Source organism: Pseudomonas oryziphila (assembly GCF_003940825.1).
GTDB classification, from domain to species: Bacteria; Pseudomonadota; Gammaproteobacteria; order Pseudomonadales; family Pseudomonadaceae; genus Aquipseudomonas; species Aquipseudomonas sichuanensis.
Map to the genome: position 1 here is coordinate 4,290,108 of NZ_CP034338.1, position 23,157 is coordinate 4,313,264.

19 protein-coding genes are annotated in these 23,157 nt (G+C 62.7%); all 19 read right to left on the reverse strand.

Features of this window, described 5'->3' with window-relative positions:
* Positions 1–49 precede the first annotated feature (49 nt).
* Positions 50–1,108, reverse strand: a complete 1,059-nt coding sequence (locus tag EJA05_RS20045; protein ID WP_125859526.1) for an FkbM family methyltransferase — start codon at positions 1,106–1,108, stop codon at positions 50–52.
* The gene (locus tag EJA05_RS20050) at positions 1,098–1,856 is read right to left on the reverse strand and encodes a TylF/MycF/NovP-related O-methyltransferase (protein ID WP_125859527.1); all 759 of its coding nucleotides are present in this window, start codon (positions 1,854–1,856) and stop codon (positions 1,098–1,100) included. The genes EJA05_RS20045 and EJA05_RS20050 overlap by 11 nt, the downstream gene beginning before the upstream one ends.
* On the reverse strand, positions 1,853–3,658 hold the full coding sequence (locus EJA05_RS20055) for a thiamine pyrophosphate-binding protein (protein ID WP_223811859.1): 1,806 nt from the start codon (positions 3,656–3,658) through the stop codon (positions 1,853–1,855). Before EJA05_RS20055 ends, EJA05_RS20050 begins: the two co-directional genes overlap by 4 nt.
* A gap of 26 nt (positions 3,659–3,684) precedes the next feature.
* Positions 3,685–5,583: an N-acetylneuraminate synthase family protein gene (locus EJA05_RS20060; RefSeq protein ID WP_125859528.1), complete on the reverse strand. Its 1,899-nt coding sequence runs from the start codon at positions 5,581–5,583 to the stop codon at positions 3,685–3,687.
* Entirely contained in the window at positions 5,580–6,944 is a 1,365-nt protein-coding gene (locus EJA05_RS20065; RefSeq protein ID WP_125859529.1) for a GHMP family kinase ATP-binding protein, read from the reverse strand. The genes EJA05_RS20060 and EJA05_RS20065 overlap by 4 nt, the downstream gene beginning before the upstream one ends.
* The gene (locus tag EJA05_RS20070; protein ID WP_125861369.1) at positions 6,941–7,633 is read right to left on the reverse strand and encodes a sugar phosphate nucleotidyltransferase; all 693 of its coding nucleotides are present in this window, start codon (positions 7,631–7,633) and stop codon (positions 6,941–6,943) included. Before EJA05_RS20070 ends, EJA05_RS20065 begins: the two co-directional genes overlap by 4 nt.
* Positions 7,633–8,955 (reverse strand): lipopolysaccharide biosynthesis protein RfbH, encoded by a 1,323-nt coding sequence (gene rfbH, locus EJA05_RS20075; protein ID WP_125859530.1) that lies wholly within the window; start codon positions 8,953–8,955, stop codon positions 7,633–7,635. The genes EJA05_RS20070 and rfbH overlap by 1 nt, the downstream gene beginning before the upstream one ends.
* Positions 8,948–10,024 (reverse strand): CDP-glucose 4,6-dehydratase, encoded by a 1,077-nt coding sequence (gene rfbG / locus EJA05_RS20080; RefSeq protein WP_190306009.1) that lies wholly within the window; start codon positions 10,022–10,024, stop codon positions 8,948–8,950. The genes rfbH and rfbG overlap by 8 nt, the downstream gene beginning before the upstream one ends.
* Positions 10,006–10,776, reverse strand: a complete 771-nt coding sequence (gene rfbF, locus EJA05_RS20085; protein WP_110991873.1) for a glucose-1-phosphate cytidylyltransferase — start codon at positions 10,774–10,776, stop codon at positions 10,006–10,008. Before rfbF ends, rfbG begins: the two co-directional genes overlap by 19 nt.
* 339 nt (positions 10,777–11,115) lie before the next feature.
* A complete protein-coding gene (fleQ, locus tag EJA05_RS20090; RefSeq protein ID WP_125859531.1) occupies positions 11,116–12,591 on the reverse strand; it encodes a transcriptional regulator FleQ in 1,476 nt (491 codons plus the stop codon).
* Between the two features lie 166 nt (positions 12,592–12,757).
* Positions 12,758–13,054, reverse strand: coding sequence for a flagellar protein FliT (gene fliT, locus EJA05_RS20095; protein ID WP_125861373.1), 297 nt, complete (start codon positions 13,052–13,054; stop codon positions 12,758–12,760).
* A gap of 19 nt (positions 13,055–13,073) precedes the next feature.
* The gene (gene fliS / locus EJA05_RS20100) at positions 13,074–13,475 is read right to left on the reverse strand and encodes a flagellar export chaperone FliS (protein WP_125464978.1); all 402 of its coding nucleotides are present in this window, start codon (positions 13,473–13,475) and stop codon (positions 13,074–13,076) included.
* A gap of 128 nt (positions 13,476–13,603) precedes the next feature.
* On the reverse strand, positions 13,604–14,989 hold the full coding sequence (gene fliD / locus EJA05_RS20105) for a flagellar filament capping protein FliD (protein WP_125859532.1): 1,386 nt from the start codon (positions 14,987–14,989) through the stop codon (positions 13,604–13,606).
* An 83-nt stretch (positions 14,990–15,072) separates the two neighbouring features.
* Entirely contained in the window at positions 15,073–15,426 is a 354-nt protein-coding gene (locus EJA05_RS20110) for a flagellar protein FlaG (protein WP_110991878.1), read from the reverse strand.
* A 75-nt stretch (positions 15,427–15,501) separates the two neighbouring features.
* Positions 15,502–16,914 (reverse strand): flagellin N-terminal helical domain-containing protein, encoded by a 1,413-nt coding sequence (locus tag EJA05_RS20115; protein WP_125859533.1) that lies wholly within the window; start codon positions 16,912–16,914, stop codon positions 15,502–15,504.
* A 242-nt stretch (positions 16,915–17,156) separates the two neighbouring features.
* Positions 17,157–18,086, reverse strand: coding sequence for a ketoacyl-ACP synthase III (locus EJA05_RS20120; RefSeq protein ID WP_125859534.1), 930 nt, complete (start codon positions 18,084–18,086; stop codon positions 17,157–17,159).
* 269 nt (positions 18,087–18,355) lie between these two features.
* Positions 18,356–19,918, reverse strand: coding sequence for a flagellar hook-associated protein 3 (locus EJA05_RS20125; RefSeq protein WP_125859535.1), 1,563 nt, complete (start codon positions 19,916–19,918; stop codon positions 18,356–18,358).
* Between the two features lie 12 nt (positions 19,919–19,930).
* On the reverse strand, positions 19,931–21,970 hold the full coding sequence (gene flgK, locus EJA05_RS20130) for a flagellar hook-associated protein FlgK (protein ID WP_125859536.1): 2,040 nt from the start codon (positions 21,968–21,970) through the stop codon (positions 19,931–19,933).
* A 10-nt stretch (positions 21,971–21,980) separates the two neighbouring features.
* Positions 21,981–23,156, reverse strand: coding sequence for a flagellar assembly peptidoglycan hydrolase FlgJ (flgJ, locus tag EJA05_RS20135; protein WP_125859537.1), 1,176 nt, complete (start codon positions 23,154–23,156; stop codon positions 21,981–21,983).
* Between the last annotated feature and the right edge of the window lies 1 nt (position 23,157).

Here is a 23,157-nt window from a genome sequence, read left to right on the forward strand (position 1 = left end):
TGCAAAGCGACCGCCAGGCATTTCGCTGATGAAAAAGCAGAGATGCTGCTCACGGTTTTCCAGGTACCGCGTAGAGCACTGCATCAAAGGTACTGGGCGAGTGACAGCGCAGGTAGAAGCGGTAGCCCAACTCATAGCCTTGCAACTGCTCGGCTATTTCCCAGAGGTGCTCCGCACGGTGGTAGATGCTGATGGCCAGGTGCGGGCGATGTGCACGCAGCAGCGCCTGCGCGCCGCGTAGCGCTGCCGGCTCTTCGCCTTCGATATCCATCTTGAGGAAGTTCGGCGCAAATCCCGGCAAGGCATCATCCAGGCGCACACAGCACACCGGATTGCCGCCAGACTCGACCAGGTGACCACCCGCCCCCAGGCTGGGGTCATATCCGCTCAAGCGGTTGCTGTCGGACACGCCGCAAGGAAAGTGGATCGCGCCCGGCACCTTGCCAAGCTGCGCCGTCAGCTGGCGGTAGTTATCCAGATCCGGTTCAAATGTCGCAAGGCTGCTGAAGGCAAACCCGGCAGCCAGCAATTCCTCAACGGTGTCGCCAACGTAGGCACCGCAATCGATAAATCGCAGTGGTTCCGGCAAGCGCGGCAGGTCTGCCGGGAAATACTGCTGGCCGGTAACCGCAGGAAGGCAACGCGGATCACCCAGGGTGCGGTACTCGACTATTGCGTCCAACAACTGCTTGCTGGCTTCATCCTCAAGCGCAGCGCGCAACGCTGCAATACGCGGTGCATGCTGTTCATAGAATGCGGGGGCAACCAGCCAGTAACGAAATGGCTGGTCTTCTGGATAAAGGCGTACGAACTCGACCAGGCTGACCAGACGGCCAAACCCCAACGCCTCCAGATCATCGAAAATGGTCTTGGTATCCACATGGGCGTTGAATACACCGATCAACACACAGGCTTTGGCCGGGTCATGCCTGGCAGCCCAGCCCTGAGCGCTGAAGACCGGCACACCGTCCACTTCACCCAGGCTTTCATCGCGATCGAGAAAAGCATCCACGCGCTGCCCACGAGCAGCCAGGTAGTCCCGTACACGCCGCCCGGCGAGCCTGCCCCCGTAGATCAGCAGGTGGTCGTAGCCGAACTCATTCGCCATGATCCGCTACCTTGATCAGCACGGCATGCCCGTTGAGGTTATGCAGGAAGCGATACCCGCTGTTCTGCGCGACGAACTCATCGACCATGCGCGTTACCCCTTCGCAGCCGTAGAACCCGTAATCGTCGAACACCACCACGGCGCCGCGCACGAGCCTGGGGGCAGCCCAAAGCAATACATCGCGGGCGGACTCGAAAACGTCCACATCGATATGCAGTAACGCCAGCCTGTCACTGACCTGCTCGGCATTGCGCTCTGGGAACATGCCGACCAGCACGCGCACGCTGTCTTGTACTTGGCAACGCTTGGCCAACTCCAGGACCAGATCAACATCGGTGTCGGCATGCTCGCCGCCGCTGTACTGGGTGTCGCGCGCCCCGGCCTTGACTACGCCAGTGAACGTATCAGCCAGGAACACCCTGCGCCCCTCACGCTGACCGGCCGTTGCCAGCAAGCACCCCGAGCCACCGCGCCACACGCCAACCTCGAGGAAATCACCCTCGACGCGCTCAAGCTGACGCGCCAGCGTCCACAGCTCGTACAAGCGCATGATGTCGACCAGCGTGTGCTGACGCACGCTCTCGTACGTGTTCAGAAATGCGCTGTCATTGACCCAGGGCGCGTGGCTGGCCATGGGCAGCACGCGGGCATGACGCACCCGCGGCGATTTTTCATGCGCCCAATCGCGCTGGCTACGCAGGTAGCCGTAGCACAACCCGGTCAAGCGGCGCTTGAGCCACACTTTCATGCCCCGGCATCCAGCGAAACGGCCATCTGCTGCGCCAGCTCTTCGCGGCTGAGGAACGGATACAGGTCTTCCAGGGCACCGGTTACCGGCTTGCCATTTTCATCCATGCGAGTCATGACCCGCGGAATCCGTGGCTCTTCGACCTGGACCAGCACCTCGATGATCACCGGACCATCGCGCTCCAGCACAGCCTGCAGGTTGGCCTGCAGGTTGGCATGCGACTCGATGCGCGCGTAACCCACGCCATACGCACTGGTCAGCTGGGCCAGGTCCGGCAGTTGCAGGCCGCTGGTGGCATCGGCACCGACCAGCAGGTTGAAGTGCGCACTTTGCGATGCACGAATCGAGGCATAGCCCTGATTGTTGATGACAAAGCATTTGACCGGCAGCTTGTGCGCGGCCAGGGTCGCCAGCTCCTGGATGTTCAACTGCAAGCCACCGTCACCCTCAACACAGACGGTCGGCTGGCGCCCAGAGGCCAGGCACGCGCCGATTGCCGACGGAATGCCGAAGCCCATCGAGCCCGTGCCACGGTTGTGGAAGCAACGCTGGCCCTTCTTGAGGCGCAGATTGAGCAGGAACAATTCGGAAGCGAAGCCCGAACTGCCCGGCGCGATCACGTCACCTTCATTGAGCAGCGAGGACAGCTGGTCAGTGAAGTAGTACATGCTCACGCCCTGGCTGTCGTCGGCGTGCTCGCTCTGCAGCAGCGGGTACTGTTCGCGCCACTGCGCGATGCGCGCCAGCCAGTCGGCGTAGGACGGCAGGCGATCACGGCCGATTTGCGCAGCCAAGGCTTCGATGAAGGGTTTGACGTCGGAGACTACCGAGACCTCGATGGGCATCTGCAGCTTGGCGATTTCCGCAGGGTCGATATCCACCACGACTTTCTTCGCATAGGGCGCGAAGTGAGCATGGTTGTAAGCGGTCAACGCCATGTCCAGGCGCGAGCCAAGGACAATCAGCAGGTCGCAGTTCTGCAGCGCAAAGTTGGCCCAGCGCGGTGCAATGGAGCCGGGACGGCCACCGTAAAGTGGATGCTCGTCTTCGATGATGTCCATGGCCAGCCAGGTCGGCATGACCGGTACGCCTGCGGCTTCGATCAACTGGTTGAATGCGTCAACCGCACCTGCCATGCGAATGCCGCTTCCGGCGATGATGCCTGGGCGTTTGGCTTGGCGCAGCAAACTCAGGGTTTGCGCAACCGCCGCACTGATGTCCGCTTGCTCGCTGGCCGCAGGCAACTGCGCCCGGCGCAAGGTCGCCGGGTCAATCCGGGCGGCCTGCACGTCCAGCGGTACATCCAGCCATACCGGGCCACGACGGCCGCTGAGCGCGGCATGTTCAAGCTGGTCGAAGACCTCGGCTACCGCCTCGGGATCGGTCAGGGTGACCGCCGCCTTGGTAATCGGCTCGACAATCGAAACGATGTCGGCTTCCTGCACGCCAAGCATGCGCAGGCCAGTGCCGGCTTTGAGGTCAGCACTTTTGACCTGGCCGGACACGAAGAACACCGGTGTCGAGTCCAGCCAGGCACCGAGCACTGCGGTAACCGTATTGGTCGCACCCGGGCCACAGGTGGTCATGCACGCCGCCGGCCCACCGGTGAGCTTGCCGGCGGCTTCAGCGGCAATCGCCGCCGCCTGCTCGTGCAGGCACAGCACCGGCTCGAGTTCAGGGTGGCGCCCCAACGCGTCGTTGAGGTGCATGGCACCGCCGCCTGGCAGGAAGTAGACCTGCCCCACGCCCAGACGCGCCAGGCGCTCCATGATGTAGTCCGCTACACGGATAGTCTGTGTCACCTTGAATTCCCCCTCGAAACCGGCGCTTAAGCAAGCCGCGTCAAATACTGCAGTGCCGACCAGAAGCCGGCACCATGATCCTTGTGCCCTTGCCAGACTTCAGGAATGAAGCTGACCTCGGGATGTTGGCGAATCTGTGCCCAGCTGGCCGGCCAGTCGATGTCGCCGGTGCCCATCAGCACGCCTTCGCCGTTGGTGCCCTTGGCGTCGGCCACGTGCAGGTGCGCCGAGTGCGGCAGCAGCAGCGCCAGTGCGGCCTGGAAGTCGAGGCCGAAGTGGAAGCAGGTCATCTGCAGGTGCGACAGGTCCAGGCACAAGCGCAGGCGGTGCTCGCGGGCCTGGGCCGCCAGTTCGTCGGGCATCATGAAAATGTTCTGGTGGCGCTGGCCGCCGAAGTGCCAGGGGAACGGCGCCATGTTCTGCGGGATCAGCTCCGTGCCGGCGAAATCCACCTGGCGGCAGGCCTCATGGAAACGCTCGTAGAGCTCGGGGCGCATGGCCAGCGGGCGTGGCGCATCGGCAGAAAAACCACCGATGTTGGCGACGATCAGCCGGGCATCGGCGGCGGGGAAGAACTCGCCGATCTGCAGGGTGGCATCGACCACGCGCTGCAGGTTGTCGATGGAGCGCCGACGATAGGCCGGGTCGTCCGCCACCAGGTCCAGCAGTTCGCTGTTCTCGAACAGCTCCGGGGCGTGCACCACCAGGCGCGAGCATTCCACCTGGGCCAGGAAGGGCTGCGGCTTCAGACCGAGGTCACGGTAGGACAGGTGGAACTCGAACAGATCCGGCTCGATGCGCCGACGGTAATCGAGGAAGTCGTGATAGCGCACCGGCACACCCCAACGAATCGGCATGTCGAACGCCAGTTTCTGCTCGGCGGGTTGTTCCTGCAGGTCGCTCTCGAACAAGAAATCGCCCTGGGCAATGTCGCGCTGGGCTGGCTTGCCCAGCAGCTCCGGCAGACGGTACGGCGCCAAGCCCTGGCCGGGGCTGGCGATACGCAGCATGCCCGGCTCCAGGACTGCACCACGGGGGATCTCGCGTGCGGCGATCACGCTCTTGCCGAGGTTCTCGCGGTTCAGCAACTCCCCCTGGCTGGCATGACGGCCAGGGCCTTGCCATGGCAGCGCCAGTTCCAGTTGGCGAATGCCGTCCACCAGTTGGCGGAATTCGGTAGGCTCCAGGCTGGCCAGGTGATCCGGGCCTTCCATGTTGCGGTCCAGGGTAATGTGGCGCTCCACGAGCTTGGCACCCAGGGCCACGGCACCGAGGGTAATGGCGATACCGCGCTCATGGCCGGAATAGCCGATCAGGCCGTGCAACTCCTGCAGGCGGCGCAGGTAGCCAAGCTGGATATCCCCTTCCGGCGCCGGATAGGCGCTGTTGCAGTGCAGCAGCGCGAAGGGCGTGCCCAGGGCATTGAGCTGTTCGATGGCACGGATGATTTCGTGCTCGAAGGACATGCCGGTGGACAGGATCAGCGGCTTGCCCAGGCTGGCGGCCTTGGCGATCAGGTAGGGGTTGCTCAGGTCCGCCGAGGCGATTTTCAGCGCCGCTACGTCGAACGCCGCCAGGGCATCGACACTGGGTTCATCCCAGGGGGTACACAGGTAGGTGATGCCCTGTTGCGCGCAGTAGGCACGCAGCTGGCGGTGCTCGTCGAGGCTCAGCTCGACTTTGTCCAGCAGGTCCTGGATGTACTCCACGCCGAGGTCTTCGGCGCGCGAGCCATCGGCCTTGCGCCGGTACAGCGCCTCGCGGTTGCGCAACTGGAACTTGACGCAGTCGGCGCCCGCCGCGATGGCGGCATCCACCAGTTGTTTGGCCAATGCCAGCGAGCCGTTGTGGTTGTTGCCGGCTTCGGCGATGACATAGACGCGCTCGCCACCCAGGGCGATGCCGTCGAGAATAATCGGGGTCATTGGATTTTCGTCCGCCAGGAAGTAACACCGCAGGACTCGAAGCGGAAGCCTTGAGTCTGGCAGCCCAGTACGCGCACCGCATGCACCACCCGCTGGCGATGCTGGGGTTGTACGTAGAACAGGAAGAAGCCACCGCCGCCGGCGCCGAGCAGCTTGCCGCCGAGCGCGCCGGCCGCCAGTGCAGCGGCGTAGATTTCATCGAGGCGCCCATGGCTGATGGCCGAGGAAAAACGCTTTTTCAGGCGCCAGGCTTCGTCCAGGCACAGGCCGAAATCGCGCAGCTCGCCGCGAATCAGATAGCGGTGCATGCGCCGGCACAGCGCCACGCTGGCATGGAGCAGGTCGGTTTGCGAGGCCTCGGCCTGCATCTCCTCGCGCTGCAGATCATGCAGGCGACCGGAGTCGTGGGAGATGCCGGTGTCGCACAACACCAGGCAGGACTCCAGCTCATTGCGGATCGCCTCTTCCAGGCGAATCGGGTGCACCAGGTTGCGCTGGTTCTCGAATTCGATCAGGTTGAAGCCGCCGAAGGCCGAGGCGTACTGGTCCTGCCAGCCACCGGCGATGCCGAAGCACAGGCGCTCGGCCTGGAACGCCAGTTCGGCGATCTCGTAGGTGCTCCAGCGATCCTGGCGCAGTTCGTTGAATACCGCGATGGTGGCCGTGGTGGCCGCGGAGGAGCCGCCCAGCCCAGAGCCCACCGGAAAGTCCGAACGCAGGTAGAGGTCGAAGCCGTATTGCGGCTTGATCACCGAAACGATGGTCGCCAACAGGCTTTTTTCACTGGCGGCCAGCAGGTCGGCCAGGGAGTCGTAGTCCTCCTCGCGCCCCAGGTCCTCGGAGAAGATGCGGATGCCACGGTCGCCCCGGGGAACCAGGGTGGCATGGGCATACAGGCCGACGGTACAGCTGAGCACCGCGGCCGGGTGGTCGATGAAGAAATAGGTCAGGTCGGCACCGCCGCCGCAGAAGCTCATGCGTACCGGCGCACGGGCCCGTGCCAGCACCGGCACTTCCGGGCTGGCCGCCATCAGGCGGGTGTAGACCTCGACCAGGCGCCCCTGCTCATCCACGGCCGGGATGGCGTTGAAACCAAGGTCGAATGCCTTGAGCAACTCCTCACGCGACGCACCGGCCTGAACGGCGCGGTAATGGCTGTTCATGCAGGTGGTTACCGGCAGGTCGGTCTGGCCGCCCTGCAGCAAGTGGCGACGCACGTCACCGTTGGTGACCACACCCAGCAAACGCTGATCGTCGGCCACCACAAAAGCGATCTGCAAGGCGCCGGCCTCGATGCACTTGACCGCATCAAGAATGCTCTGGCGTTCGCCTATGCTCAGGGTCTGCACCAGCAGGCTCATAGCGATGTATCCGGAAAAAATTCGTCGGTGTAGCGCGCGAGCGATTCTGGCGTGCCGATATCAATGAAGCGTCCGCTGTAATCGACAACGGAAACGGCCTCGCGCTGGAGCAACTCGGGCAACAGATCGTGCTCCATGGAGCAGGCGCCAACGGGCGTGGCGGCGAAGGCCGGCGCGGTGAAGGCATAAACCCCCGCGTTGATCAGGCCGGGCCCCTGCAGGCCCTTTTCCTGCAAGCCAGCCAGGTGCCCCGTGGCATTGAGCGCCAGGCTGCCATAACGGCCGCGGTCATCGACCCGCGCTGCCAGCACGGCATTGCCTTCGCTCAACATCATCTGCCGATAACCTTGCGCGTCGACAAAGGTGTCGGCGTTGAGTACCAGATACCGCCCCTGAGCAGGTTGTTCGCGCAACGCGTTGAGCAGTGCGCCGCCCGTGCCTAGTGGGCTCTGCTCCACCACCAGCGACAGTGGCAGACCCGCATGGCGAGACAACTCGGCAAGCTGCTCGGCCACCTGTTCGGCGCGGTAATGCGCGCACAGTACGCCTTCGCTGATGCCGGCACGGGCCAACTGGCTCAATACGCGCGCCAGAAAGGGCTCACCGTGAACGGGCACCAGGGCCTTCTGCGCGTCCGTGACGCTGCGCAGGCGTGTACCGAAACCACCACACAGGACATAGGCGCGCATCAGCACAGCCTCTGCAGGAAGGTTTCGAGACTGCGCGCCGCATGCTCCAGATGGTCATCGCTCAAGCCCGGCCAGAGGCCGATCCAGAACGTGTCGCTCATGATTTTGTCGGTTACCGGCAGCTCGCCGGCAACCCGATATTGCTGCCCCTGCATGTAGGGCTGGCGGGTCAGATTGCCAGCGAACAGCAGGCGTGTACCCACACCCTGCTCGTCCAGGTAGCGCAACAGCTCGACGCGCTTTACCCCACAGCCGTCGCGCAGGGTGAGCGGATAGCCGAACCAGGAAGGATCACTTTCGTGAGTGGCCTGCGGCAGGATCAATTTGTCCGCACAACCGGCCAGGCGCTCGCTGAGCCAGGCGAAGTTGCGCTTGCGCGCGGCAACGAAATCATCGACCCGATCCATCTGCGCCAGTGCGCATGCGGCCTGCATGTCGGTGATCTTCAGGTTGTAGCCCAGGTGCGAGTAGGTGTACTTGTGGTCGTAGCCTTCCGGCAAGCTACCCAGTTGCCAGCAGAAGCGCTTGCCACAGGTGTTGTCCTCGCCCGGGGGGCAGTAGCAATCGCGGCCCCAGTCGCGGAACGACTCAATGATGCGCTTGAGCAACGGGGAGTCGGTGAACACCGCTCCGCCCTCGCCCATGGTGATGTGGTGCGCAGGGTAGAAGCTGAGGGTGCCGATATCACCAAAGGTGCCGACCATGCGCCCCTGGTAAGTGGAACCCAGGGCATCGCAGCAGTCTTCGATCAGCCACAGGCCGTACTTGTCGCACAGGGCGCGGATCACACTCAGGTCGAAGGGGTTGCCCAAGGTATGGGCCAGCATGATGGCCTTGGTCTTCGGGCCGATGGCCGCTTCGATCAGCGCCGGGTTGATGTTGTAGGTGCCCATCTCGACATCGACGAACACCGGTACCGCGCCGAACTGCAGGATAGGGTTGACGGTGGTCGGGAAACCGGCGGCAACGCCGATCACCTCGTCGCCAGGCTTGATCGCCCGGTCGCCGAGACGTGGCGAGGTCAGGGCGGAAAACGCCAGCAGGTTGGCCGACGAGCCGGAGTTGGTGGTGAGTACGCAGCGGCGCCCTAGGTACTTGCCCAAGCGCTTTTCGAACGCCTCGTTGAAGCGCCCGGTGGTCAGCCAGCCATCCAGCACGGCCTCGGTCATGGCCTGCAGTTCGCCCGCACCGATCACCTTGCCGGCTGGCGGAACGCTGCTCTGCCCGGCCACGAAGGGTTTGGGCGCCATCTGCAGCTCGGCGTAGCGCCCGACCAGTTCGGCAATCTGTTGGCGCAACTGCTGCGCCGTACTGTCACTCATGGGTTCCGCCTTGGTGAACCGCGAGCTGCTCGCGGGTAACGATGTTCATATCACGCCCTGCGCGCCAGGCCAGATGCCAGTCCAGGGTATGTTTCAGGGTGTCATCCAGCGACCAGCGCGGCGCCCAGCCAAGCCTCTGCCGGGCCTTGCTGGAGTCCAGGGCCAGCAGACCGGCTTCGTGCGGCTGGGCATCGCTGGCAACCGACCAGCGAGCCTCGCCTGGCCAAAGGCTGGCAAGGCGTTCGACGATTTCGCCGACGGTGGCCAGCCCTGCGCTGTCAGGGCCAAAGTTCCAGGCTGCGGCATGCTGCTCGGCGTCAGTGAGCAAACCCTGAGCCAGTTGCAGGTAGCCCATCAGCGGGTCGAGCACGTGCTGCCAGGGCCGCGTCGCATCGGGATAACGCAAGGTCACCTCTTGGCCGGCCTGCCAGGCGCGAAAGATGTCCGGCAACAAGCGTTCGGCAGACCAGTCCCCGCCCCCCAGCACGTTGCCTGCGCGCGCAGTGCCCAGGGCAACGCCAGAGGAACGCAGGAAAGAGTCGCGGTAACTCGCGCACAGCAGCTCGACACAGGCCTTGCTGCTGCTATAGGGATCGAAGCCGCCCAGGGCATCCTGCTCCCGGTAGGGCCAGGGCCACTCGCGGTTCTCGTAGCACTTGTCCGTGGTCACCACCAGCACGCCACGCACGGACGGCGTGGCCCGCACCGCTTCGAGCAGGTTGAGCGTACCCATGACATTGGTTGCGTAGGTATCCGCAGGGGCACGATAGGATTCACGCACCAGTGGCTGAGCGGCCAGATGCAGCACCAGTTCGGGCTGAAAATCCTGCAGCGCTCGGGCCAGGGCCGAGGCATCACGGATATCGGCGAAATCGCCGGGTACCTGCTGCTGCAGCTGCGCAACTTGCCACAGCGATGGCGTGGTTGCGGCAGGCAAGGCGAAGCCGCGCAGTTCGGCGCCCAACTGACGCAACCATACGGCCAGCCAACCGCCCTTGAAGCCGGTATGCCCGGTCAGCAGAACTCGGCGCCCCGCCCAGAATGCAGGATTCAGCGCCATAGCTGCCATGCGGCTTCGCCGTTCTTCCAGTGTGCTTCGAGCAGCATGCGATCACGCAGGGTATCCATCGGTTGCCAGAAGCCACGGTGCAGGTGGCTCATCAGCTGGCCGTCCTCGGCCAGACGACGCATGGGCTCGTTTTCCCAGGTGGTGCCATCGCCGGCGATGTAATCGAGCACGGCCGGCTCGAGCACGAAGAAGCCGCCATTGATCCAGCCACCGTCGCCCAGCGGTTTTTCCTGGAAGCCGCGTACCTGTTCGCCCTGCACATCCAACGCGCCGTAACGCCCCGGCGGCTGCACGGCGGTAACCGTGGCCAGCTTGCCGTGCTGCCGGTGGAAGTCGATCAGTCGGGGAAGGTCGACGTCGGATACACCGTCGCCGTAAGTCAGGCAAAAAGTTTCATCGCCAACGTACTCACGGACGCGCTTGAGGCGGCCACCGGTGGCGGTGTTTTCGCCGGTATCCACCAGCGTCACCCGCCAAGGTTCGGCATGGCGGTTGTGGATGTCCATGCGGTTTTGCGCCATGTCGAAGGTCACGTCCGACATGTGCAGGAAGTAGTTGGCGAAATACTCCTTGATCACGTACCCCTTGTAGCCCAGGCAAATGACGAAGTCGTTGATACCGTAGTGCGAGTAGATCTTCATGATGTGCCAGATGATCGGTTTGCCGCCTATTTCGATCATCGGCTTGGGGCGCAGGTGGGATTCTTCGCTGATGCGTGTGCCCAGCCCACCGGCCAGAATGACTGCTTTCATTGTGCTGTTGGTCCGCATTGGTCGGAGGGGTGACAAAAAACTGTCCCCTGGCCCTTTATGCTAGCCAAAGCAAAACGCATGCCTGCTTTAAGCTGGCGGGCGCTGCGGAATCGGTTTTGTCTGGGCGGACTTTTTGATGAATGCCAGCGCCACTCCGGCAGCTCAGCGAGCGTGGCATAGCCAGAGGCATCGTGCTCTCTCGCACGGCCTTCCGTCGCAGAATCGATTGCTGCCAGCAGTAAAGCGATAACCGTGGCACAGATGGGGATGCAGGCTACCAGTACCAGTCACTTCGCGGGCATGCCCGTGAAGTGACTGGTACTGGCGCAAGACCGGGCGTCAATCCTCCGCCTGGTCCTCGCCGCCCTGGCGGCTCATGCCGTACTTGCGCATTTTCTCGACCAGGGTGGTACGACGAATACGCAAACGTTCAGCCGCACGCGCAACGATACCGTTGGCATCGTCCAGCGCCTGCTGGATCAGACCCTGCTCCAGGCTGCCAAGGTAGTCCTTGAGGTCCAGCCCTTCTGGCGGCAGCATGGCGTGGTTGGCGAAGTTCGGCGTATGGCCGTTGATGGCCACGCGCTCTTCGAGGTCGCTGCGCAGGCTGTCCACCAACTGCTCGTCTTCGTCGTCGACATAGCGGAACTTCTTGGGCAGCTCCGACACGCCGATCACCCCATATGGATGCATGATCGCCATGCGCTCCACCAGGTTGGCCAGCTCGCGCACGTTGCCCGGCCAGCCATGTCGGCACAGCGACATGATCGAGGCGGAGTTGAAACGGATCGAACCGCGCTTCTCGTGCTCCATGCGCGAGATCAGCTCGTTCATCAGCAGCGGGATGTCTTCGACGCGCTCACGCAGCGGGGCCATCTCGATCGGGAACACGTTGAGTCGGTAGTACAGGTCCTCGCGGAAGGTCCCGTCCTCGATCATGTTCTCGAGATTCTTGTGGGTGGCGGCAATGATGCGCACATCGATGCTTTGCGTCTTGTTGCTGCCCACGCGCTCGAACGTGCGCTCCTGCAATACCCGCAACAGCTTGACCTGCATGGGCAGCGGCATGTCGCCGATTTCGTCGAGGAACAGCGTACCGCCGTTGGCCAGTTCGAAACGCCCGGCACGGCTGGTGATGGCCCCGGTGAAGGCGCCCTTTTCGTGGCCGAACAGTTCGCTTTCGAGCAGCTCTGCCGGAATCGCCCCGCAGTTGACCGGCACGAAGGGTGCTTCACGGCGCTTGGAGTGGTAGTGCAGGTTGCGCGCCACCACCTCCTTGCCGGTGCCGGACTCGCCGAGGATGAGCACGCTGGCGTCGGTGTCGGCCACCTGCTGCATCATCTGCCGCACATGCTGGATGGCACGGCTGGTGCCTACCAGGCTGCGGAACAGGTTGGGCTCGCGCTGCCGGCCGCGCTCGCGGGCCTGGTCGTACATCTCGCGGTACACCTGGGCGCGGTGCAGCGAATCGAGCACCTGGCTGTAGCTCGGCGGCATCTCGAGGTTGGACAGCACGCGACGGCGCAGCTCCTCGGGGAACTCGGCAGAAGAAATATCGCCCAGCAACAGCACCGGAAGGAACTCATCCCACGCCGCCACTGTCTTAAGGAGCCCCAGCACACTGGCCGGCGCCTTCACTGCCCCGATCAGCACGCACAGCACTTCGCGGCTGGAGGCAAGAGACTCGACCGTCTGCTGCCAGTCATCACTGGAGCACGGGAGGTTTTCTTCGCCGAGAAAGTTCAGGACCACCGCCAGATCGCGGCGGCGAGCGCTGTCGTCATCGATCAGGAGAATCTTGGTTTCACGCCACATGCAATAGCAACTTCCCTAGTCATATCGGCGCCCGGCGGGCGTGCGCGACATCATCCCGACTGAATGGTCAGTGTTCGGACGTCTGAATTTCGAAAACAGCCACTAGTTAAGTCAAAAAGGCCTGCATAGTCAAATTTATGGCGCCTTTTCCCCAGTTCGGTGCATCTTAACTGAACAAATGGTAAACCTTCGACGCATTCTTTGCTTGATTGATCTGCGTCATTTCATCGGCGATGGCCTGGCGTTCGCCCATTGTGACGTCGAGCAGTTCGCGATAGACCTGCAGCAAGTCTTCAAGACGCGCCTTGACCACCGCTTCGTCCAGTGCCGGCGCCTTGAGCATGTCGTCGATACAGCCACGGCAGCTCTCATCGAGCCTGCTGATCGCGTCCCAGTCCCGCGCGCCCAACGCGGCGAGCAGCGCTTCACGGGTTTCGTCGAATCGTTGCAGCTCGCAATTCACCTTGCTCTCTCCCACCGGCTCAGCCGGCCTGCTGTGCGTCGGCGATGGCATCCCAACCACTCTTGACGGTGATCAGCAGTTGCGCAACTTCGTCGATGATCGCCGGATCGTTGTCGATGTTGGCCTGCATCAAGCGGTTGGTCATATAGGCGTACAGGCTGGACAGCTGCTCGATATAGGCCGGATCGTGGCTCTTCTGCGCATCCAGGCCGTCGCTCAGGCCGATGATGATGTCGATCGCCTTGCCCAGCATCAGGCCTTTCTCGGCGATGTCGCCACGGGCCAGTGCGCCCTTGGCCTGAGCCATGCGATCGAGCCCACCTTCCATCAACATCTGCACCAGGCGATGGGGTGTGGCTTCGGAAATCTGGGCATGGGAATTGACCTTCTGGTACTGACGAAGGGCTCTCATGGGATTCATCTTGCGACCTCGTAACGGGCAAAAAACTTAAGGTTCGATAGTCCCTGTATCGGGCCGGATGGTCAAAACTTTACCGGCCGGTGCAAAAAGGCCGGGCATCAGGCCCGGCCATTCGCATCAATCACTGATTACTTGTCGCTCTTGGCGTTGTTCAGGGCGTTGAGCGTGCCCAGCACGTTGTTCTGCTGCTGGCGCAACTGGGTGACCAGGGTGTCCATGTTGTTGTACTTGTCCTGCAGGCTCTTTTGCAAGGCCTCCATGCGCGTGTCCAAGGTGTCTTGTTCGGACTTGAGCTTGGTCAGGCTTTCGGTCAGGGTCTTGCTGCGCTCGGCCAGGGTGCCGGTGGCGGCCTTGGCGTAGGGCTCGGTGACGCTCTGCAGGCGCGCGATCAAGCCGTCCTTGCCGTTGAAGATGCTGGTAAGGTCAGCGGCGTTGGTGGCAGCGGCTTTATCCCACTTCTTGTCATCCAGGCTCAGCGCACCGCCGTCCTGGGCGGTCGTGACGCCAAACGCAGCAAGCGACTTCAGGGTGCCGTTGCCGGACAGTGCATTCATCTCTTCGCGGATGGAGGTCATCAGCGCACGCATGGATGCATCACCGGTAAGGGCTGCCGCAGTCACGGTGCCGTCGGCATTCTTGGTGACCCTGGTCTCCGCGTTGACCACTTTGATCAATGCGTTGTAGGTGTCGATGAAGCCCTTGAGACCCGACTTCAATGCAATCGAACTGGTGGTCAGGGAAAGCGTGGTTGGCGTGATATTGCCTTTGGTATCTTCCGGCGACGTGCCTACCAGCTTGATGTTCAGCCCACTCACCGCATCGGTGATGTCATTGCTCTTGGACTTCATAGCAATGCCATCGAGCGTATATTCGGCGTTCTTGGGCTTATCCACCTCGGTATACCCGAGGTCGACACCCGAGTTCCCGCCCAGGGTGATCTCGGAGCCCTCGCCCATCTTGGTGGACGTAATCACCAGGCGCGAACCCGAGGCATCGGTCAGGATGTTGGCACTGAAGCCCGCCGTGCCGTACTGGCTGTTGATGTTCTCACGCACGTCTTGCAGCGTGGCCCCCGGGGGAATGCTCACGTCGTGAGCCTTGCCGTTCTGGGTGATGGTCAACTTGGTGGTACCGGTCGTGGCGTTGACCACGCTGGTCGCGCCACCGGCGTACACCTTGGTGGAGACCTTGGAAGCCGACGCCAGCTGGGTCACCACCAGGTTGAAGGAGCCGTTGGCCGCGCCCGCCCCTGCGGTGATGGTCGCAACCTTTTCATCCGAGGACTTCAAGCTCAGGCCACCGAAGCTGTTGCCGGTGGTCATGCTGGTCAGGGCGCCACGGAAGGCATCCAGCGCTGCCTGGATCTTGCCGATAGAGGACAACGTGGTGGTTGCCTTCAGTGTCTGGGTATTGATCTGTGTCTGCTTCGGCGCCTTTTGCGCGTCCACCAGAGACTTCACAATCGCCTGGGTATCGATGCCCGATCCGATACCGCTGACTGTTGTACCTGCCATCATTGCTCTCCTTGTTCAGTAGCTGCCGGATCCTTGGCGGATAAATCCATCAAATGCCCGACAGCAACAAAAATCATGCCAGCCTATGCCTTGCCGTCGAACAGCAGGCTGCCAGCTTCGCTGAGGCTTTGTGCCAGCTTCAGCGCGGTTTCCGACGGGAGCTGGCGGATCACGTCACCGGACTCGGTGGCGATGACCTTGACCACTACCTGGCCGGTTGAATCATCGATGGAGAAGTCCAGCTTGCGCTGGCTCGACTGGACGAAATCGCGGATATCGCCCACCGCTTTCTCCAGGTCCTCGCGGGTGTGCGGCTTGTCTTCAGAAGGCGCAGCCTCCTGCACCTTGGCAGGTGCCACCAGCGGGTCCTTGGCCGTCGCTGCTGCCTGGGGCGGCATCGATGGATACATCTGGTTCAACTTGACACTCATGTCCATGCTTCGAACTCCTCATGTCAAAAAGGTGAAAGGGCACGTAAACGCGCCCTTCCACCTCTTACTCAGGCGCCTGAATTACTGGAGCAGTTTCAGGACCGAGGATGGCAGCTGGTTAGCCTGCGACAGGATCGCAGTCGAAGCCTGCTGCAGGGTCTGCTGCTTGGTCAGCTCTGCAGTTTCCGAAGCGAAGTCCACGTCCTGCACGGTGGAACGGGCAGCGGTGGAGTTCTTCTGGATGTTCTGCAGGTTGTCGACGGTGGTGGTCAGACGGTTCTGGGTAGCACCCAGGCCCGAACGGACGCTGTCGATCGAACCGATGGCCTTGTCGATAACGGCCAGGGCGTTCTGAGCCTTGGTGGCGTCGGTGACGTCGGTTTGCGAGATGGTGGTCTTGGCCGAGGTAACGGTTGCAGCACCGAACAGAGCAGTAGCGCCGCCCAGCGAGAAGCCTTTGGCCGAGTCCAGCGAAACCTGACCAGTGACAACAACGGCGGCAGCACCCAGAGCAGCAGGAGTAGCGTAAGCGCCGGAGCCGTCTTTGGCAGCGATCGAGATGTTGGCCTGGGCGTTGGCGTCAGCACCCGAGAAGCTGATGTTCTCACCGGTGTCCGACTTGATGCTCAGGGTTTTCTTGACTTCGTCGTAGTTGACGCTGATACCCAGCTTGGCAGCGTTGGATTTCAGCTGGTCGGCCAGGCCGGCCTTGTCAGTCACGCCCACGAAGTCAACAGTGCCGCTGGAACCGACAGACAGCTTGAAGTTGGCCGGAGTAGCGCCGGTTACGTCCAGTTGCAGTTCGGTGCTGGCGGTTGCGGTCAGACCACCGATCGAGCCGTTCAGATCGCTGGCGATCTGCTTGGCGGAGGCACCAGCAGCGTAGGCGACAGTGGCGGTTTGGCCGTTGCCGGTAACGGAGAGGCTGCCAGCAGCCAGGCCGCTCGCGCTCGGGGCGATGGCGGTGGACTTGACCTGCTGCGAACCGATGTTGCTGGCAGCAACGTTTTCCAGGCTCAGGTTGATGGTTTCGTTGGCGTTGGCGCCGACCTGGATGGCCTTGGTGCCGTACGAGCCGTCCAGCAGCTTCTGGCCACCGAAGGTGGTGGTAGCGGAGATACGGTTCAGCTCGGAAGTCAGAGCCTGGTATTCGTCGTTGTTCGACTTACGGTCGTCGGCGCTCAGGGAGCCAGTAGCCGAGGACAGAGCCAGGGTACGCATTTTCTGCAGGATGTCGGTCGAAGCCTGCATTGCGCCTTCGGCGGTCTGGGCGATCGAGATACCGTCGTTGGCGTTCTTCACTGCCTGGCCCAGGCCGTTGATCTGGCTGGTCAGACGGTTGGCGATCTGCAGGCCGGCAGCGTCGTCTTTGGCGCTGTTGATGCGCAGGCCGGAAGACAGGCGCTGCATCGAAGTGGTCTGGGCGGTGCTGGCCTTGTTCAGGTTAACCTGAGTAGTAACCGAAGCAATGTTGGTGTTTACAGTTAAAGCCATGACGAAATCCTCGTTGGATGGGTACTGCGGCTTCCGGCCCTGGCATCCGCCGGGTATGGCCTAGAGAACCTTCGTAATGTTTATCGTCGTTTGCGGGGGTTGCTTGAGGGCATTTGCAAAAAAAAAATGCCATCACGCTGCCACCCCCACGAAATCAGGGGCTTATGGCTTTTCAACACGTATTCGAAGGCAAAAAAAAGCGCCTGGCGGAATACGCCAGGCGCTTTTTTGACCGTGCCGGATCAGCCGCGATAGAGAATCGCCGAGCCCCACGACAGGCCCACGCCAAAGCCACTGATGGCCACGCGCTTCCAACTGCTGTCGAGCATGTGCTTCTGCAGCAACAGCGGCACGCTGGAGGATACGGTATTGCCGGTTTCGAGCATGTCCTTGACGAACTTCTCCGGGTGCTGCTCTTCAAAGCGTCGCGCCACCGCATCGACGATCGCCGCACTGCCCTGATGGATGCAGAAGGCATCGATATCGGCCGACTGCAGGCCGCTGGCATCGAGCAGCTCATGCAGGTGCGCCGGCACCTTGACCAGGGCGAAGTTGAACACCTGGCGGCCGTTCATGAAGAAATTGCCGTTGGTGACCTTCAGGTGCTCGGCACCGGAACCGTCGGTGCCGAAACGCGCCTCACCCAGCTGCCATACCGCCTCCTCACCCATCCAGGTGGCGGTGGCGGCATCGCCGAACAGCATGGTGGTGTTGCGGTCTTCCGGGTCGACGATCTTCGAATACGGGTCGGCGGTAATCAGCAGGCCGTTCTTCAACCCCGCCGCCTGCATGAAACCCTTGATCGCATACAGGCCGTAGACGTAGCCGGAGCAGCCCAGCGAGACGTCGAACGCCGCCACCCGGGTGGACAGGCCCAGCTTGTGCTGGACGATGGCCGCGGTGTGCGGCAGCCCTTCTTCGTCACCGTTCTGGGTGACCACGATCAACACATCGATCGACTGCGGATCGAGCTCGGGGTTGCTGGCGAACAAGGCACGGGCGGCCTCGACGCACAGGTCGGAGGTTTCTTGCTCTTCGGCCTTGCGCGGCAGGAACGACGCGCCGATCTTGCCGAACATGAACTCTTCGTCCTTGCCGAACTTCGCACCCTGGACGTAGTTGTCCAGGCCAGCGGTGGGCACGTAACTCGCGATGCTTTTGATGCCAATCATTCTGGCTTCCCAATGAAAACAGGCAAAGACCGCCACTCGGTGAATTGAGGGCGCCCACTACCGGGTCCGTGACATACCGACATCGGGCAGGTCACTGGCGAACCGGTAACAAATTGCTGCAGCAGCTGCCGCATAGAATACAGGGAAGATGCGCGATTTGACTCATTGGTCACACTCATTTATTGCCAACTGCCGCTCAGCGCCGTGCGCCAGGCACAAAAAAGCCCCGGCAGCACGGGGCTGGCCGGGGCTTTTGGCTACCCGCTCAGTTACATCTGATTGAACAGGCTCAGCTTGGAGATCTGCGTGAAGCTCAGCTGCGAAGCCTGCAGCATGGCCTGATGCAGCGCCAGCATGATCGACGCATCGGCCATGTCGGTGTTGCCGATGGCGTCCTGGGTCGCCTTGTTGGCGGTGGTCAGGCTGGTGTTTTCCTGGCGCTGGATATCGAGCGAGTTACCACGCGCACCGATCGAACCGCGGGTGATATCGACCTGCTCGCGGGCACTGGCCAGGTTGGCGACCGCCGAAGCGATGGAGTTCTTCAGCGCGGTGTTCGCCGCGTCACCTGTGCCCGGCGCATCCAGCGCGGTACGCAGCTGGCTGATGGTCTCCAGCACGCTCTGGTTCTGGTGGGTGTTGGCATTGACCGCAAACTGGTCACCCGCCTGCGGCGTGCCGGACACCTGGTAGGTAACGCCCGCCACCGTCAGCGCCGGCGCGGTGAAGGTGCCGCTGGCCACTACCTTGCTGTCGGCAGTCAGGGGCTGCGCGTAGAGTTCGTAAGTGTTGGCGCCGGTAAACTTGATGACCGCACCGCTGTCGGGGAACGTGCTGCGGTAGGCCGTCGGGTCGGTCACCGCACCGCTGGTGATCTGCGCGCTCGAAGGGTTACCGGCGCCACGGACGGTGGTCAGGGTGTCGGGACGCGCCTGCAAGGAGAACTCATGGCCGGCGACGGCAGCATTGGGGTCATCACCTTCCTGCAGCGTGACGCTGATCTCGAACTCGACACCCCGGAACGCGATGCGGTTACCGCCCTCGGCCTTGCTGTCGAAGGTGCCGTTGGTCGGGGTTTCGGCAGTGATGTCGTTACCCAGGGCATCGGTCACGGTGTACTGGGTGCCACTGGTGAAGGTGACCTTGTACGGCTGGCCGGCGTTGAAGTTGCTGTTGTACGCACTGCTCGAGGTCAGCAGGCCCGGCGAGACCGCGACGCGGCCATCATCGACCGGCGGCGCCACCAGGGCGGACTCGGTACGGCTCTTGTTCTTGGCCGAATCGAAGATGCTGAAGCCGGTGTCGTTGGTCGCCAGTTTCAGGGTGTCGGACACCTGCAGGCTCAGCTGGGTCTGGTCACCCTGGTAGCTGTAGCTACCGTCGGCGTTGCGCACATAGGGCGGCGACGAGGTCTTGGTGCCGCCGAACATGTAGTCGCCGTTGGCATCGCGCGAGTTGAGCAGGCCGAAGATGTTCGCCTCGATCTCCTTGAGCTCGCTGCTGATGGACGTGCGGTCGGCCGCACTGATCCCGGCGCCGCCTGCACGAATGGCCAGGTCGCTGGCACGCTGCATGGCGTCGTTGATGGTGGCCAGCACGCTTTCTTCCTGCAGCAGCGAGTTGTTCACCGTGGTCATGTTGCCGTCGTACTGCTTGAGCAGGGCCTGTTGCTGCTGCAACAGCAGCAGGCGTGCGGCGCCGACCGGGTCGTCACCAGCGGACTGGATGCGCACGCCGGTATCGATCTGCTGCTTGACCTTCATCAGGTTGGCAAAGTTACTGGTGTAGCTGGTAGCGCTCGACTCATAGAACTGAGCGGTGGAAATACGCACGATGGCTACTCCTTACAATGCGTTGATCAGGGTGGCGAAGGTTTCCTGCGCCGCCTTGATGATTTGCGAAGACGCGGTGTAGTAGTGCTGGAACTTGATCAGGCTGGCCGCCTCATCGTCCAGGTTGACACCGGAAACCCCGTTGCGGGCTTCCTTGGCTGAGTCGTACACCGCCTTGGTCGCCGTGGTATCGATTTCGGCCTGGTTGGCCTTGGCACCGACCCGTTCCACCATCGAGGCATAGGCCGAGGTGAAGCTGCTGCCGCCACCGGAATCGACACCGACCGTGGCTTTGGTCTGCAGGTCGAGCAACGATTGGGCATTGCGGTTATCGGACTTGCCGTTGACGTTGAAGCCCATGCTGAACGAGTCATCCTCCGCCGGGCTGCCGCCGACCGAGGTCTCCAGGCTGAACGAGCGCGGGTTGCCGCTGCCATCGAGAATGGGCGCCCCGGCAGCATCGACCATTGGTACGTTGATGGTCAGCTTGTTCTCCTGGCCCGGCACGATGGTGCCGGTACCGATGCTGTTGCCCTTGGCATCGAACAGGGTGTAGCCCTGGGTGCCGCCACTGGCCGCACTGAACACCATGCGTACCGGCATCGAGTGCTTGATCGAATCCTGGATCAACGCGGTGTCGGCACCGCCGTAGATATCCAGCTTGGCCCCCAGATTCGGTTGGCTGATGGTGCCGGTACCGTCGTTGCCGCTGCCGATGGTGGCATTGATCGGCCCGGCGAACGCCAGCTTGTTGGCATCGGTGAGGGTGGTGCTGATCGAGCCCGCCGCCGCGCGGGTGGGGATCACCTTGAAACTGTCACCCGCCGCCAGGCCGCCACCGTTGAGCTTCAGGGTGAAGCCATCAATGACCGGTGGTGGCGTGGTGGCCAGATCGAAGCTACCCATGTCGGTGCCGTCGGAACGACGCACGCTGTACTGGGTGCCACTGGTGAAGGTGACCTGATAGTCGTGGTTGGTCAGCAGGCTGCTATCGGCAATGGTCACGTCCAGGTTGCCGGAACCTGCGCTGTTGCCGGTGGCACCCAGGCTGCGCTGGCTGATTGCCGCCGCGCTGTTGATGCTGGAGAACAGCGCGCTGCCGAACTGGCCGTTGGCATCCAGGCCCTGCCCCAGCTGGCTGTTGATGCTGTCGGTCACCACCAGGGCCACACGCCCCAGTTCGTTCATCGACGGGTTGAGCACGTCCTGGCGATAGCGCAACAGGCCGCCGATCTGCCCGCCGGTGATGACCGAGGTGACATCCGACGAGAAGGTCGGGTAGTTGACCTGCAGGCTGTACTGGCTCTTGTCGGCGGCGCTCGGCCCGGCGGTCAGGGTGTTGGCCCGGTTGCCGGTGACCAGCGACTGGCCGGTACCCAGATACACGTCGTAGTTGCCGTCACGCTCCTGCACGGTGACACCCACCAGCTCGTTGAGCTGACGCACCGCTTCGCTGCGCGCATCCAGCAGGGTGTTCGGCGTGGCGCCGGACGCCGACAGCTGGGTGATCTGCTTGTTCAGGTCGGCAATGTTCGAGGTGAGCTTGTTGACCTGGCCGGCAAGGGTATCGAGCTGGCTGTTGATGCTCTCGTTCTGTTTGTTCAATTCGCTGGAGATGGAATTGAAACGGTTGCTCAGGGTTTGCGCCTGGGTCAGCAGCAACTGGCGGGAGGCCACGTCGCCGGGCTTGCCCGCAGCGGTCTGCAGGGCCGAGAAGAATGCCGTCAGCACCGAGCTGATACCGGTGCTGCTGTCGCCCAGCAGTTTGTCGACACTGCCGATCTGATCAAGGTAGGTGGCCGCATCGGTGCTCAGCGAGGTCGCGGTACGCAGCTGGTTGTCCAGGTAGGCGTTGTAGACCCGGCGCACATCCGCCAGCTGGGTCCCGGTACCGATGAAACCCGAGCCGATGTTGTGCGAAGGCCCCGAGACCTGGACGGTCTGCTGGCGCGAGTAGCCAGAGGTCGCAGCGTTGGCGATGTTGTTACTGGTGACCGACAGCGCCGCCTGGCTGGCACTCAGGCCGGACAGCCCGATCGAGATCAGAGACATGGTTTAATCCTTATAGATTCGTGGTAGTGCCAGCCATGGCGTATTGCTGGGTGGGCTGCAGTTGCCGGGCAATGCTGATGATCTTGCGGGCATAGTCCGGGTCGGTTGCGTAACCGGCCTTCTGCAGCTCTCTTGCAAACTGTTCTGGGTTATCGGCTGCACCGACCGCATCTTTATAGCGACTGTTGTTCTGCAACAGGCTGACCAGGTCGTGGAAGCTGTCCTGGTACGAGTCGTACGAGCGGAATGCCGCAGTCTCCTTGACGAACTGACCGCCACGGAACTCGCTGGTGATCGCCCGCGCCTCGCCACCCTGCCAGTTGCCGGTGGCTTTGATGCCGAACAAGTTGTGGCTGCTGCTGCCGTCAGGGTTGCGCATGACCGACTTGCCCCAACCGGTTTCCAGCGCCGCCTGGGCCACCAGGTAACGCGGATCGATACCAATGCGCTTGGCCGCCTGCTCGGCCATCGGCAGCATGGTGCTGACGAAGGCATCGCTGTTGCCGAAGGCCTTGTTGGGCGCCAACGGTGGCTGAGCCACCGCACGCCCGACGATACGCATGCCCTCGGCGGGTGCGGCATAGGTCCGCGCCGGCTGCCAGTCGCCACGGGCGACACCGGCCAGCGACGGCGCATGCTGGGCCGCATCGCCAGTGGCCGAGGAAGGCACGATACCGGCCAGCAGGCGGTCGGTGAGCTTGCCTGGCAAGGCCAGGCGCCGCGAGTTGAGGGCCGCCACATCGTTGCGCCCGGCAGCCGGCTGTTCGGCCCGCGCAGGCTCGCCCACCCGGCCACCCCACAGCGCCGGGGCCGGCCCATCGATACGCGGGAACGGGCTGGTATTGACCGTGCTGGCCTTGCGCTTGCTCAGCTGGCGCACCAGCACATCCTGCAGGCCGATGCCGCCCCCTTCGCGGGACATGCTCACGGCCAGCTGCTGGTCGTACATGTCACGGTACTGCTTGGTGGTATCGCTGTTCATCGGGTTTTCTTCGTCGGCCAGTACATCACTGGCCTTGCGCGAGGCCTTGAGCATCTCGCTGACGAACAACGACTCGAATTCCTGGGCCACCTTGCGGATGTTGCCCTCGCTGTCGCGATCACCGCGCTTGAGCGAGCTCAGGCGATTGAGGTCGGTGTAGGCACCGCTGTCGACATGGCCGGAAACCTGGCTTTTCGGATTCATC

What these genes read in the sequence shown, in the direction of transcription:
- EJA05_RS20045 (WP_125859526.1), bottom strand. Translation starts at nt 1,108, where the DNA reads ATGGCGAATGAGTTCGGCTACGACCACCTGCTGATCTACGGGGGCAGG.
- EJA05_RS20050 (WP_125859527.1), bottom strand. Translation starts at nt 1,856, where the DNA reads ATGAAAGTGTGGCTCAAGCGCCGCTTGACCGGGTTGTGCTACGGCTAC.
- EJA05_RS20060 (WP_125859528.1), bottom strand. Translation starts at nt 5,583, where the DNA reads ATGACCCCGATTATTCTCGACGGCATCGCCCTGGGTGGCGAGCGCGTC.
- EJA05_RS20065 (WP_125859529.1), bottom strand. Translation starts at nt 6,944, where the DNA reads ATGAGCCTGCTGGTGCAGACCCTGAGCATAGGCGAACGCCAGAGCATT.
- EJA05_RS20070 (WP_125861369.1), bottom strand. Translation starts at nt 7,633, where the DNA reads ATGCGCGCCTATGTCCTGTGTGGTGGTTTCGGTACACGCCTGCGCAGC.
- rfbH (WP_125859530.1), bottom strand. Translation starts at nt 8,955, where the DNA reads ATGAGTGACAGTACGGCGCAGCAGTTGCGCCAACAGATTGCCGAACTG.
- rfbG (WP_190306009.1), bottom strand. Translation starts at nt 10,024, where the DNA reads ATGGCAGCTATGGCGCTGAATCCTGCATTCTGGGCGGGGCGCCGAGTT.
- rfbF (WP_110991873.1), bottom strand. Translation starts at nt 10,776, where the DNA reads ATGAAAGCAGTCATTCTGGCCGGTGGGCTGGGCACACGCATCAGCGAA.
- fleQ (WP_125859531.1), bottom strand. Translation starts at nt 12,591, where the DNA reads ATGTGGCGTGAAACCAAGATTCTCCTGATCGATGACGACAGCGCTCGC.
- fliS (WP_125464978.1), bottom strand. Translation starts at nt 13,475, where the DNA reads ATGAATCCCATGAGAGCCCTTCGTCAGTACCAGAAGGTCAATTCCCAT.
- fliD (WP_125859532.1), bottom strand. Translation starts at nt 14,989, where the DNA reads ATGGCAGGTACAACAGTCAGCGGTATCGGATCGGGCATCGATACCCAG.
- EJA05_RS20110 (WP_110991878.1), bottom strand. Translation starts at nt 15,426, where the DNA reads ATGGACATGAGTGTCAAGTTGAACCAGATGTATCCATCGATGCCGCCC.
- EJA05_RS20115 (WP_125859533.1), bottom strand. Translation starts at nt 16,914, where the DNA reads ATGGCTTTAACTGTAAACACCAACATTGCTTCGGTTACTACTCAGGTT.
- EJA05_RS20120 (WP_125859534.1), bottom strand. Translation starts at nt 18,086, where the DNA reads ATGATTGGCATCAAAAGCATCGCGAGTTACGTGCCCACCGCTGGCCTG.
- flgK (WP_125859536.1), bottom strand. Translation starts at nt 21,970, where the DNA reads ATGTCTCTGATCTCGATCGGGCTGTCCGGCCTGAGTGCCAGCCAGGCG.
- flgJ (WP_125859537.1), bottom strand. Translation starts at nt 23,156, where the DNA reads ATGAATCCGAAAAGCCAGGTTTCCGGCCATGTCGACAGCGGTGCCTAC.